This is a genomic window from Pantoea eucrina (assembly GCF_002095385.1).
In the GTDB taxonomy this organism is placed as follows: domain Bacteria; phylum Pseudomonadota; class Gammaproteobacteria; order Enterobacterales; family Enterobacteriaceae; genus Pantoea; species Pantoea eucrina.
In genome coordinates this window covers 1-11,716 of the sequence record NZ_MIPP01000003.1, presented here as the reverse complement: position 1 = coordinate 11,716, position 11,716 = coordinate 1, and the positions used below count along the sequence as shown (strand labels likewise).

Annotated in this window: 13 protein-coding genes and 1 pseudogene; 9 read left to right on the top strand and 5 right to left on the bottom strand. The window is 59.5% G+C overall.

Annotated elements, in window-relative coordinates; genetic code table 11:
- Positions 1-116: 116 nt before the first annotated feature.
- From HA43_RS02545 to HA43_RS02525, 5 genes are all read left to right on the top strand, one after another.
- Positions 117-767, top strand: coding sequence for a DUF2291 family protein (locus HA43_RS02545; RefSeq protein WP_094110896.1), 651 nt, complete (start codon positions 117-119; stop codon positions 765-767).
- Positions 764-2,302, top strand: a complete 1,539-nt coding sequence (locus HA43_RS02540; protein WP_094110895.1) for a sugar ABC transporter ATP-binding protein — start codon at positions 764-766, stop codon at positions 2,300-2,302. The genes HA43_RS02545 and HA43_RS02540 overlap by 4 nt, the downstream gene beginning before the upstream one ends.
- Positions 2,303-2,324: 22 nt before the next feature.
- Positions 2,325-3,380, top strand: coding sequence for an ABC transporter permease (locus tag HA43_RS02535; protein ID WP_071668920.1), 1,056 nt, complete (start codon positions 2,325-2,327; stop codon positions 3,378-3,380).
- A gap of 70 nt (positions 3,381-3,450) precedes the next feature.
- The gene (locus tag HA43_RS02530; RefSeq protein ID WP_071668919.1) at positions 3,451-4,395 is read left to right on the top strand and encodes a D-ribose ABC transporter substrate-binding protein; all 945 of its coding nucleotides are present in this window, start codon (positions 3,451-3,453) and stop codon (positions 4,393-4,395) included.
- A 120-nt stretch (positions 4,396-4,515) separates the two neighbouring features.
- Positions 4,516-5,376 (top strand): DeoR/GlpR family DNA-binding transcription regulator, encoded by an 861-nt coding sequence (locus HA43_RS02525; protein WP_094110894.1) that lies wholly within the window; start codon positions 4,516-4,518, stop codon positions 5,374-5,376.
- A gap of 119 nt (positions 5,377-5,495) precedes the next feature.
- Here the strand turns inward: HA43_RS02525 and HA43_RS02520 are convergent, their stop codons facing one another.
- From HA43_RS02520 to HA43_RS19115, 4 genes are all read right to left on the bottom strand, one after another.
- Positions 5,496-6,569: an acyltransferase family protein gene (locus HA43_RS02520; protein WP_094110893.1), complete on the bottom strand. Its 1,074-nt coding sequence runs from the start codon at positions 6,567-6,569 to the stop codon at positions 5,496-5,498.
- A 687-nt stretch (positions 6,570-7,256) separates the two neighbouring features.
- A complete protein-coding gene (locus HA43_RS02515; RefSeq protein ID WP_128083769.1) occupies positions 7,257-7,499 on the bottom strand; it encodes a hypothetical protein in 243 nt (80 codons plus the stop codon).
- Between the two features lie 43 nt (positions 7,500-7,542).
- Positions 7,543-7,788 (bottom strand): hypothetical protein, encoded by a 246-nt coding sequence (locus HA43_RS19120; RefSeq protein ID WP_244555205.1) that lies wholly within the window; start codon positions 7,786-7,788, stop codon positions 7,543-7,545.
- Complete coding sequence (locus HA43_RS19115; protein ID WP_244555204.1) at positions 7,746-8,084, bottom strand: hypothetical protein; 339 nt, start codon at positions 8,082-8,084, stop codon at positions 7,746-7,748. The genes HA43_RS19120 and HA43_RS19115 overlap by 43 nt, the downstream gene beginning before the upstream one ends.
- Before the next feature lie 184 nt (positions 8,085-8,268).
- Here HA43_RS19115 and HA43_RS02505 point away from each other — a divergent pair.
- The 3 genes and pseudogenes from HA43_RS02505 to HA43_RS19290 form a co-directional block, all read left to right on the top strand.
- Positions 8,269-9,084: pseudogene (locus HA43_RS02505) on the top strand (esterase); the annotation flags it as partial.
- A gap of 55 nt (positions 9,085-9,139) precedes the next feature.
- The gene (locus HA43_RS02500) at positions 9,140-10,534 is read left to right on the top strand and encodes an ATP-binding protein (protein ID WP_094110890.1); all 1,395 of its coding nucleotides are present in this window, start codon (positions 9,140-9,142) and stop codon (positions 10,532-10,534) included.
- Positions 10,535-10,556: 22 nt separating this feature from the next.
- The gene (locus tag HA43_RS19290; RefSeq protein WP_280173556.1) at positions 10,557-10,679 is read left to right on the top strand and encodes a hypothetical protein; all 123 of its coding nucleotides are present in this window, start codon (positions 10,557-10,559) and stop codon (positions 10,677-10,679) included.
- A gap of 33 nt (positions 10,680-10,712) precedes the next feature.
- Here HA43_RS19290 and HA43_RS02495 read toward each other — a convergent pair whose 3' ends face one another.
- Positions 10,713-11,264 (bottom strand): YbhB/YbcL family Raf kinase inhibitor-like protein, encoded by a 552-nt coding sequence (locus HA43_RS02495; RefSeq protein WP_094110889.1) that lies wholly within the window; start codon positions 11,262-11,264, stop codon positions 10,713-10,715.
- A gap of 106 nt (positions 11,265-11,370) precedes the next feature.
- On the opposite strand from HA43_RS02495, the gene HA43_RS02490 reads away from it, so the two are divergent.
- Positions 11,371-11,716 (top strand): DEAD/DEAH box helicase (locus HA43_RS02490; RefSeq protein ID WP_128083768.1); only part of this gene is annotated, 346 nt, incomplete at its 3' end.

The window sequence follows — 11,716 nt, the reverse complement described above, 5'->3', positions numbered from 1 at the left end:
TCGCCGCCGGGCTGTTGACATTTTAGTCACATCAGCACAATTCTCATCACATTAGTTATCACATATATAACACAGCCTGCGTTAATTCCGGGCTGTTAACCCGATGAGGTGTCGTTATGTCTGATGTTTCAGTGCTCGCACACCAGCTTGACCGGCAGCGCAGGCGTCGCCTGCTGCTGACCGCCGTGCTGAGCTGTGCCGTCATAGCCGGCATTGCCCTGGATACCCACGTTGTCAGAACCGACGCCGCCGGGCAGACGCAGCAGGGCTTTTCACCAGACAGCTGGGCGGAACAGCACTTTCCTGAGGTGAAGCAGAGCGTGGAGCGTCGCGCCGTTGCGGCGCAAACGCTGGCCGCAGCGCTGCAGGCGAACCAGCAGGCCGCCGCCGCGCAGTATGGTGTCGGCTCGCCGCTGCCGGTGATCCCGGTCAGGCTGGAGGGCGTAGTGCAGCCGGGCGAGAAGGGGATTTTTCCGCTGCAGGTCGCCGGCGTGCCGGAGAGCCTGAAAGTACGCCTGCAGACCGGGCCGGCCCTGAGCGGTACCGATCTGCGCGACGCCAGCGGCACTATTCAGTTCGGCGATTTTACCAACCAGATTGAGTATCAGAACGCCGGGGCAGCGCTGAACCGCGCCATGAAAAAAAGCGTTCTGGAGAAGCTTGACCGCAACGCGCTGCCGGGCAAGACCGTGGAGGTCATCGGGGTGTTTCGCCTCCTTAATGCCGGTAACTGGCTGATCACACCGGTCAGCGTGGAGGTTAAATGAAACCCTTTCCTGTTAATCCGGCGCTGTTAAAAGGTGAAGTGGTGCTGCAGGCGCGTAACGTCAGCAAGGTGTATGGCTCAACGCATGCGCTAAAAGGCGTGAACTTTGAGATACGCCGCGGCGAAGTCACCACGCTGTTTGGTGAAAACGGCGCCGGCAAGTCGACCTTAATGAAGATTTTATCCGGCGTGATTACGCCAACATCCGGGGAAATTTTGCTCAATGGCGAAAGTAAGCTATTTCACTCCGCCACCGAGGCGCGCGGCTGCGGTATCTCCATTATTCATCAGGAGCTGAATCTCGCGCCCAATATGAATGTCCGTGACAACATCTTCATGGGACGCGAAATCATGGGGGCTACCGGCGTTGACTACGACGAAGAGGCACGGCTGACCCGGCACCTGATGGCGGCGCTCGAAGAGGATATCGATCCGCTGACGCCGGTCGAGAACCTGCGTCTCGGCCAGCAGCAGATTGTGGAGATTGCCCGGGCGCTGTCGGTAAATTCGCAGATCCTGATCATGGATGAACCGACCTCGGCTCTGAGCGCCGCCGAAGTCCGGGTGCTGTTTCAGGTGATCCGCGATCTCACCAGCCAGGGCGTCGCCATCGTTTATATCTCCCATCATCTGGAGGAGGCGCTGGAGATCACCGACCGCGCCGTTGTGCTGCGCGACGGCGTGATGACCGCCTGGGCGCAGCGCAGCGATATCGATCTTGAGTGGATCGTGCGCAACATGGTGGGGGAGCATTTCGATCTCGGCTCGCCGCCGCAGGGTTACGCCTTTGGCCCGCCCGCGCTGACGGTTGAGAACCTGACGGTGAAGAGTAAAACCGGCATCCGGCTGGTAGACAACCTGTCGCTGACCATAAAGGCGGGCGAGATAGTCTGTATTTATGGCCTGATGGGAGCAGGGCGCACGGAGCTGCTGGAGTGCATTGCCGGACGTATCGCGCAGAGCAGCGGCGATATCCGGCTGCAGGAGACGGAGATTAGCCGCTTATCTCTGGCGCAGCGTATCGCTATCGGGCTGGCGCTGGTGCCGGAAGATCGGCAGCGCGACGGACTGGTACAGACCATGAGCGTAGGGGAGAACCTGTCGCTGGCCAGCATCGGTGAGTTTGTCCGGGGACTGATGCTCTCCGCCCGCCGTGAGAAGCAGCTGGTAAGCGATACCATTCGCAACGTCACGGTGAAAACCGCAGGCGGTGACGCGGCAATCGGCTCGCTCTCGGGCGGTAATCAGCAGAAAGTTGTGATTGGCAAGATGCTGGCGACGCGGCCCAACGTGCTGCTGCTCGATGAGCCAAGCCGCGGCATCGATATCGGTGCCAAAGCAGAAGTGTTTCGCCTGCTGGCAGAGAGTGCGAAGCAGGGGCTGGCGGTGGTTTATACCACCTCCGAGGTTGGTGAATGTCTTAGCATCGCTCACCGCATCGTGGTGATGAGCAAAGGACGTATCTCCGCCATTTTCGACGCCAGCGTGAGTAAAGAGCGCATCATGGCGGCGTCGGGTGAAGCACTGGTGGCATAACATGAAAAACGGAGTGAAAAGTATGACCGATCAAACGCAAACGCTGGCCACCTCGCCCGCGGCGAATGCCTCCCGCACTACAAAACAGCTTAACCTGGCTCGCCTGCTGCTGGAGGGACGCGCCTTTATTGCGCTGCTGGTAATTATCGCGACGTTTTCGTTTCTGTCGCCTAACTATTTTAGCGGAGCTAACTTCCTGACGATGGCGTCACACGTGGCGATATTCGGCCTGCCCGCTATCGGTATGCTGCTGGTGATCCTGAATGGCGGCATCGATCTCTCCGTCGGCTCCACGCTGGGACTGGCTGGCGTAATGGCGGGCTTTATGATGCAGGGCATCAGCCTTGAGGCGCTCGGCGTAGTGCTCTATCTGCCGGTGTGGGCCGTGGCGATCCTGACGCTGGTCGTGGGCGCGCTGGTAGGGCTGGTGAACGGCGTACTGATTGCCATCTGCCGCGTACCCGCCTTCGTGGCCACGCTTGGCACTATGTATGTGGCGCGCGGCATTGCGCTCCTGATGACTAACGGTCTGACCTATAACAAGCTTTCCGGCAGTGAATCCCTGGGCAACACCGGCTTTGACTGGCTTGGGTTTAACCGGCTGTTCAACATTCCGGTTGGCGTGCTGGTACTCGGCGCGGTGGCGCTGGCGTGCGGTTTTCTGCTGAGCCGTACCGCGTTTGGCCGCTGGCTCTATGCGTCAGGCGGCAATGAGCGTGCCGCCGATCTCTCCGGCGTGCCGGTGAAACGCGTGAAGATTAGCGTATATGTGCTGTCAGGTATCTGTGCCGCGATGGCGGGGCTGGTGCTCTCTTCGCAGCTCACCTCTGCCGGCCCGACGGCGGGTACCACCTACGAGCTGACGGCGATTGCGGCCGTGGTCATTGGCGGGGCGGCGCTGACCGGCGGGCGCGGTAACGTGCGCGGCACGCTACTGGGAGCATTCGTGATTGGCTTTCTCTCTGATGGTCTGGTGATTATCGGCGTTTCTGCCTACTGGCAGACGGTGTTTACCGGGGCCGTGATTGTACTGGCCGTGTTACTGAATACGCTGCAGTACGGGCGACGCAGCCGCTGAATTGCGCGCGCCGCTGCGGTGCGCGTTTATCCGTAAAAAAAACCTGTACCCTGATAATAACGGAGTCACTATGTTTACCAAACGTCTTATGCTTGCCGCTACCGTCGCCATCAGCACCTTTGCTGCACCAGGCTGGGCCGATAAAGGTCTGATGACCATTATCGTCAACGATCCCTCTAACCCTTACTGGCTGACGGAGGGCCAGGTCGCGCAGAAAGCGGCTGAAAAACTTGGCTACAGCGCCAAAGTCAGCGCCCATAAAGGCGATACCAACGCGGAAAGCCAGCTGATCGATACCGCCATCACCAATAAGTCTAAAGCGATCATCCTCGATCCGGCCAACGCTGACGGCTCCATCGGCTCGGTGAAAAAAGCGATTGCCGCCAATATTCCGGTGTTTGTCATTAACGCAGAGCTGAATCAGAGCGGGCTGGCGAAAGCGCAGCTGGTTTCAAACAACGCGCAGGGCGCCGCTGCTGGTGCCATGGAGTGGGTGAAGCAGGTGGGCGACAGCGGTAACTATGTTGAGCTGGTAGGGCCGCCCTCGGATAATAATGCGGCAACCCGCGCCAACGGCTTTGATACCGTGCTGTCGCAATATCCCGATCTGAAAAAGGCGGGTCAGGAAGTGGCGAACTGGGATCGCACGCAGGGCTTTAACAAGATGCAGTCGCTGCTGCAGGCGAATCCGGATATCAAAGGCGTGATCAGCGGTAACGATGAGATGGCGCTGGGCGCTATTGCGGCTCTGAAACAGGCCGGCAAACTGGGGCAGATCAAGGTCGGGGGCTTTGACGGCACGCCGGACGCGGTCGATGCGGTGAAAGCCGGCACGCTGGCCTATACCGTTATGCAGCCGGTAGCGCTGTTTGCACAGAAAGCGATTGAGCAGGCAGATACTTTCCTGAAAACCGGAAAAACCGGCGCACCGGCTGAAAAACAGCTGTTTGACTGCGTGCTGATCACCAAAGAGAACGCCGGCAACTTCATTTCACCGTTTGTGCTTAAACAGTAACCGCAGCATCCCCGGCTGGCCGCAGCTGGCCGGGGTGCAGGCGATCGGTTATTTGCATTAATGGGTATAACGCGCTGTAATTAAAACTAATCCTGCATTTTACTCCTCTCCGGAATCTATATGGCGCATAACCCACACGACACGCTGCCTGGTGTTTTCACGGCGGATACGCTGCCCGGCGACAGTCGCCAGGCACGCCAGCAGGCGCGCCGCCAGCTGCTCGCGGAAGCGGTCATGGCCGAGGGCGCCGTACGAATCGAAGATCTGACCGCGCGGTTTGGTATCAGTCTGATGACCGCACACCGTGATATTGATGAAATGGTCGAGCGCGGCCTGCTGCATAAGTCGCGCGGGGTGGTATCGGCTACCTCAACCAGCCTGGTGGAATCGAGCGATATCTATCGCGCTACGCGCCAGCTGGAGGAGAAGCAGGCGATTGCCGAAGTTGCAGCCAGCTATCTGGAGCCAGGGCAGGCGCTGTTTCTGGATGATTCCACCACGGTATTTCAGCTGGTGCGGCAGCTTTACGCGAAAGCGCCGCTGACGGTGATCACCAACTCGCTGACCCTTATGAACGAGCTGCGTAACGGGCGGGATATTACCCTGATGGGGCTGGGCGGGCAGTATCACCCCTGGTGTAACGCGTTTATGGGGCGCATGACGCGCGAAGAGATCGCCTCGCTGCGCGCGGATATCTTTTTTGTCAGCATGTCCGCCATTGTGGATGATGCGGTGTTTCATCAGTCAGCAGAGACGGTAGAGACCAAGCGCGCCATGTTTGAGTCGGCACAGAAGCGTATTCTGCTGATGGATCACACCAAGTTTGGCCGGCGCGCGCTGCATCGCTTTGCCGATTTGCGCGAGTTTGATGTGGTGATTGTGAATCAGGGCACGCCGCTGCCGCTGCTGCGTCGCATGCAGGATAACGGGGTCAACGTGGTGGTTGCACCGATCAAGCGCGCCGCTGGCAGCCCGGAGTAAACCGGGCTATTTAACATAATAACAGACCTACCTCATCGGCCAGCGCCTCCAGCCAGACGCAATCAGCAGGACAGCACCCGGCGGGGAGGTATCCTCAGCTGCCTGGCACGGCTGTTCGGTCAGCTTTTTTGCACGGAGAACCAGCTATAACAGCTATCGGCCAGCTTTTTCCCCGCGCGGATAGCGTAGCGTTCGACATAGCGAAACAGCAGTGCAGCCAGCGCGATACTGCCGCTTACCGACAGCGCAAAGACCAGCAGCTTTGTGCCTGCGCTGGCGTCAGCCGGCAGCTGGTTGAGCAGCACGCGGCGCAGCGGATAGTGCACCAGATAGAGGGAGTAAGAGATGTTGCCGAGGAAATTCAGCACCGGCTGCGGCGCTGACTGTCGTTCGTCACTAAGCAGAATGACGCAGGCCATGATAATGGCGGCCAGCCAGTAGCCGCCGTGCAGGCCAAATGGCTGCGGGCCTGTCAATAATGCGATACCCGCGGCGGCGGCGAGCGCTAACCAGACAATGCGTTGTCCGCGGGTGCGCAGCGCTGGCATGTTGCCGCTGACGACCAGTTCGGCCAGCAGCATGCCGGTAATAAACTCAAATACGATGGTATTGCTGCTGAGTTTGATCCACGCCTGCCACCAGGCGTTTACCACCAGGTCCGGAGACGCCTGAGAGGAGAGGGTGACGCTGCCGTTATAGGCCAGCTGAAAGCCGACGGAGGCAACGATAAACATCAGGCTGCAAACCAGACTGCGCTGACGATAGCTGATACACATCGCCAGCGTGAACAGCGTATAGAACAGCACTTCATAAGTCAGCGTCCACGGCGGCCCCAGCGCGCTGTAACCAAACACCGGTCCGGTGCTGCTGTAATCCTGCAGACAAAAGTAGAGCACGCAGCCCATCTGCTGGAATCCGCGTTCGTTATACACCAGCGTCCAGGCCGCCAGCCAGACCAGAAAAAACACCGGCCAGATGCGAAAGAAACGCTTAATCAGAAAAGGCAGCGGACGTTCAGCGGAGTGTACCGTAATAAAGGTCATGATAAAGCCGCTGATGATAAAGAAGATATCGACGCCCAGCGCGCCCGGAATATGCGCCGCCATACCATCCGGTAACAGTAACGCGTTATGCGCAACAACAACCAGCAGCGCGGCCAGCCCGCGCAGATACTGAACAGAAAGGATCTTCATTTAACACATCCTGTGGCCGATCGGGTTGTCCGAGGTACTTTGTCAGAAAGTACCACGATAAAAGATGACGCATGAATACATGCTAATTGAATCCCGCCGGGCGGTCGCCGGATTTATGCGTGAGCCGGGGTCGGGCGCATGTTCTTTTACCAGGGGGCGGGCGCATGTTCACCAGGAGCGCATTAATGCGCCCCCTACAAAATTCGCCGGAGCGCCCGGATAACACGTCATCATTCAACGCACGCCCATAAAACCCCGTAGGGGCGCCATTAATGGCGCCCGGACATCACCGCGGGCGCATAAATACGCCAGGGACGCATAAATGCGTCCCCTACGGTTGGCATTGTTATCCCGTAGGGGCGCCATTAATGGCGCCCAGGCCCGCCGGTTGTCGGATCCGGATCGCATACGGTTTGTAGGGGCGCCATTAATGGCGCCCAGGCCCGCGCGGTTGTCGGATCCGGATCGCATACGGTTTTGTAGGGGCGCCATTAATGGCGCCCAGGCCCGCGCGGTTGTCGGATCCGGGCCGCATACGGTTTTGTAGGGGCGCCATTAATGCGCCCAGGTACATGCGGCCGATTCTGTATAAATGTCTATTCTGCGATAGATTACCGGCCACTACCAAAGTGCACATAATGTATATTATGTTAAATGATGGATTTCATCCGTGACGACGCAATGACCTCAGAACTCTGTCAGACCGTTTTCCCTGCTACCCGCCTCACCTCTTCCGTTGAGATCATTAGCCTTCTGCTTTTTCTGCTGCAGTCGCCGCTGCTTATCCTGGCGAATACGCTCCACATACTTTTTCATGTCCGCTGCTTTAACCGGTAACGCTTTCTGCCAGAATGCTGCCGGCACATTATAGCTTTCCGGTTCAGCTGCAAATATTGCCATCAGCTGTTCAACGATACGGTACAGTGCCATCTCATACCGCATCAAAATTCTTCAGGATAACTTTTACGCCGCTCTACGCCACTTGAGCTGACGTGTCGATCAGCGCCTGCAGGCGCTGGCGATAAGCGGTGTCGAACTGCGCCGGCACGCGACGAATATAATCAAATGCGTGTTCAGCCGCCTCACCGCTCAGGCTGGCGAGATGCGCGAGCGCCTCGTCGCAGCTGGGGATTAAGCCTTCCTGGTGCTGATAGCGCGGCGGCAGCGCGGTCCAGATCACCGCATCAAGGCAGCGATCCTGCGCCCAGTCGCTAAGCACACCCGGCGTATGCTGCGGCTGCAGCAGTATGCGACGCCATCTTCACGCTCATCAGGGATCGCCTCGCGCAGACGCAGTGCCGCCACCGCTTCCGGCAGCGAAACGCTCGCCAGTACTGCCCAGTAAACGTTAACCGGTGCCGCGTTCATACAGAGCGCCGTAGCCAGTTCACCGCCATCGCCAATGCGACAGAACTCCACCGGCAGCGCCGGACCATCCGCATGCCACTCGCCGGCAACCGGCAGTTCACCAGGTTTCCAGATCAGTGACCCCCATGCTAAACAGGCTATTTTCACCGCTGTCTCCCTATTAATGATATTATTTAACGCGTAAACACCCGTTATTAAAGGTAGCGCAGTTCGCGATTCCCGCTAAGCTTCCTGCAAATTGCCTGCAGTTCTCACACTTTTCTCACCGTTTCTCTCAATTTCAGGCGGCCTGTGCCACACTTGTGATACCGTTTATTGGTAAGGAAAACTGATGCGTTACTCACTTATCGCCCTGATCTGCACCGCGCTGTGGAACGCCGGAGCGGGTGCGCAGCCTCTGCCGCAGCGCCCGCCGGATACGCTGGTCCCTGAACAATATCTCTCTGCGGTTAACGCCGATAACAGCATAACCTGGCGGCTCTGGGCGCCGACGGCAAAAGCGGTGGATGTGGTCACCGGTGCCACGCCTGACCGCTATGTCGCGCATCCCATGACCAAAGATGAGCGCGGCATCTGGCGCTTTACCAGCGCACCGCTCGCCCCGAGCCTGTATGAATATTTCTTTAATATAGATGGCTTTCGCAGCATCGATACCGGCAATCCCCTGCCTAAACCACAGCGACAGGTCAATACCAGCCTGATTCTGGTGCCCGGCAGCCTGCTGGATACGCGTCAGGTCCCGCATGGCGAAATCCATACCCTGACCTGGCACTCAGAGGTGCTGAAGCGCGAGCGACAGCTGGCGGTCTGGGTACCGCCGGGCGCGGCAGACGCCGCGGATCCCCTGCCCGTGCTCTATTTCTATCACGGCTTTGGCGACACCGCGCTGTCGGTGGTAACCCAGGGACGCATCCCGCAAATCATGGATAACCTGCTGGCGGAAGGTAAAATTGTCCCGATGCTGGTGGTGATCCCGGATACGGAGACGGATATCAGCGATGCCATCCCCGAGACCTTTGCGCCCGCCTCCCGGCGTGAAACCTTCTATCTGCGTAACGCGCAGGCAGCCGATCGTGAGTTAACGCAGGAGATTATGCCGCGTATCGCTCAGCGCTACCGCGTGCGCAGCGAGGCTGGCGGCCAGGCACCGGTTGCCCGCTATCGGACAACGTGACGGTGACGCCCTGCTCATCACAGGAAAAATGCACCCGGTAGTGCTGCTGCGCATCATTAACGATATTCTCGACTACTCCAAAATAGAGGCGGGAAAAATTGAGCTGGATGAAGAGCAGTTTGAGATCCGCCCGTTTCTGCACGCCGTGGCCCGGCCGCTGATGCCGGCCGCCAGTGAAAAAGCGCTGGAGCTGCTGATTAACGTCACCCCGGATGTTCCCGCCACCTTTCTCGCTGACACCGTACGCCTGCGCCAGATCCTGACCAATCTCATCAGCAACGCGCTGAAGTTTACCCATCAGGGCGAGGTTGAACTGGCCGTGACGCGCGATGCCACGCACAACCGGCTGCGCTTTCAGGTGCGCGACACCGGCATCGGTATTCCACCGGAGAAGCAGCAGCTGATATTTGAATCGTTCAGCCAGGCAGACACCTCGACCACCCGCAAATATGGCGGCACCGGGCTCGGGCTGACCATCTCTGCCCGGCTGGTGGAGTGGCTGTGGTGGCCGGTGGGCTACGGCAAACCCCATCTTTATCAGGTCAGCGCCACGCTCCGTGACGATCGCGGCGTGATGGATCGGCGCAGCAGCCGCACCGGTCTGCGCAAGGTGGAGGCGCTGGAAAATAATCAGGGCTGGCGCATCAACGATCGGCGGATCTTTGTTCGCGGCACCAACTACCTCGGTTCCCCGTGGCTCAGCACCATGAACAAAGCGCGCTATCTGCGCGATTTTACGCTGGTGGAGAAGATGAACGCCAACGCTATCCGCGTGCATGGTCACGTGGCGGGCCGGGCGCTTTATGAGGCGGCTGATGAACGCGGCCTGCTGATCTGGCAGGATGTGCCGCTGCAGTGGGGCTATAACGACTCTGCCGCCTTTGCGGATAACGCGGTGGCGCAGACCCGCGCCATGACCGCGCAGTTTGGCAACTCGCCGGCTATCGTGGTCTGGGGCGGCCAGAACGAGCCGCCGTTTAACTCGCCGTGGATGGAAAAGCGTTTTCCCGACTGGCATAAAGATCTCAATCGTACCCTGACCCGGCGGGTAGCCGACGCGCTGGCGGAAGATCGCAGCCGCATCGTGCATCCTTATTCGGCTGTGGAGGAGCACTACTGGGCGGGCTGGTATTTTGGCACGCTGAATAATCTGCTTGAACCGGCAAAAACGGCCACCGTCACGGAGTTTGGTGCACAGGCGCTGCCAGACCTGGCGACGCTGAAAACGATCATTCCGCGCCGCGAATGGTGGCCTGCCTCAACCGAACCCGGCGATCCGCTCTGGACCCGCTGGAAGTATCATAATTTCCAGCCGATCCAGACGTTTAAAAACGCGGGCATTAGCCGGGGCAAGAACATTCAGGACTTCATCAAAAACACCCAGCGCTATCAGGCGCAGCTGGCAGGTCACGGCGGCCGCTGATACCGGCCGTAAGGTGCTTGATGTGCCGCTCACCCCCATCAGCGCCGCCCCGCTGCGGGTGCAGACCTGGCTTATCGACGCACAGGGAAAAACGCTGGCAGAAAACCAGCTGGAGCTGGAGCTGGCGCCCGCGGACGCCAGGTAACGGCCCGCCCGGCAAGGTCGCGGGCGTGGCGGTTTACTCATCGTTGGTAAAACGGCCGACGCGGGTGGCACCAGCCAGCGCATGGCCTTTAAGCTGAGCGATCAGCGCATCATGCGTCAGCCCGGCTGGCAGCCTGTCCGGCGGCAGATCGGTGGCGATAATCACAAAGTTGTAGTGATGCATGCCGCTGCCCGCAGGCGGACAGGGTCCGTAGTAGCGCGCCGTGCCGGGGCTGTTGGTGCCGCCGGTATAACCGGTTCCCCTGCTCAGCTCGCCGCGCGCAAACTGCTGCCGCTCCGCCGGAATGTTATAGGCGACCATATGCACCACGCCCAGCCCTTTCGCACCCACCGGATCGGTCATCAGCAGCGCAAAGCTGCGTGTGCCCGGCGGCGCATCGCGCCAGCTGAAGGCGGGTGAGAGGTTCTCGCCGCTGCACGCCGGATTGCCCGGTTTATTGCCGGCAAACGCCTTCTGCAGCATACCGCCATCCTGAAAATCGGGCGACTGCAGGGTAAATACCGGCGCGGCCAGCGCGCTGACCGGCAGCGCCAGCGCCAGTAACGCCTTTTTTACGCTGTTCATAACAAGCTCCCGTAATAAATCGCTGAGCATCAAGTATATAACCTGTTCAGCCGCGCGCGGGCGACTACACTGCTAATCGCGCCCTCTTACCCGCAAGGAGTCCGGGATGTCTGTCCCACCGCTGTCGCACTTTCTACCCGCCACGCGCCTGTGGTTTACACAGACGTTTGATCAGGCGACGCCGGTTCAGCAGGCGGCCTGGAAGGCGATCGCCGGCGGCAGCCATACGCTGGTTGTGGCGCCGACCGGCTCCGGCAAAACGCTGGCGGCGTTTCTGCACGCCATCGATGCGCTGTTTCGCGAGCGCAGTCCGGATGCCGCCGTTGCGCACCAAGAAACCACGCGCGTGCTTTATATCTCGCCGGTTAAAGCGCTGGCCGCCGACGTGGCGCGCAACCTGCAGCTGCCGCTGGCGGGCGTCAGCGCCTGTCGTCAGCAGCAGGGCGAGCCGG

Coding starts and splice junctions, on each gene's coding strand:
- HA43_RS02540 (WP_094110895.1), top strand. CDS start 764: ATGAAACCCTTTCCTGTTAATCCGGCGCTGTTAAAAGGTGAAGTGGTG.
- HA43_RS02530 (WP_071668919.1), top strand. CDS start 3,451: ATGTTTACCAAACGTCTTATGCTTGCCGCTACCGTCGCCATCAGCACC.
- HA43_RS02535 (WP_071668920.1), top strand. CDS start 2,325: ATGACCGATCAAACGCAAACGCTGGCCACCTCGCCCGCGGCGAATGCC.
- HA43_RS02520 (WP_094110893.1), bottom strand. CDS start 6,569: ATGAAGATCCTTTCTGTTCAGTATCTGCGCGGGCTGGCCGCGCTGCTG.
- HA43_RS02495 (WP_094110889.1), bottom strand. CDS start 11,264: ATGAACAGCGTAAAAAAGGCGTTACTGGCGCTGGCGCTGCCGGTCAGC.
- HA43_RS02545 (WP_094110896.1), top strand. CDS start 117: ATGTCTGATGTTTCAGTGCTCGCACACCAGCTTGACCGGCAGCGCAGG.
- HA43_RS02500 (WP_094110890.1), top strand. CDS start 9,140: ATGCACCCGGTAGTGCTGCTGCGCATCATTAACGATATTCTCGACTAC.
- HA43_RS02525 (WP_094110894.1), top strand. CDS start 4,516: ATGGCGCATAACCCACACGACACGCTGCCTGGTGTTTTCACGGCGGAT.
- HA43_RS02515 (WP_128083769.1), bottom strand. CDS start 7,499: ATGGCACTGTACCGTATCGTTGAACAGCTGATGGCAATATTTGCAGCT.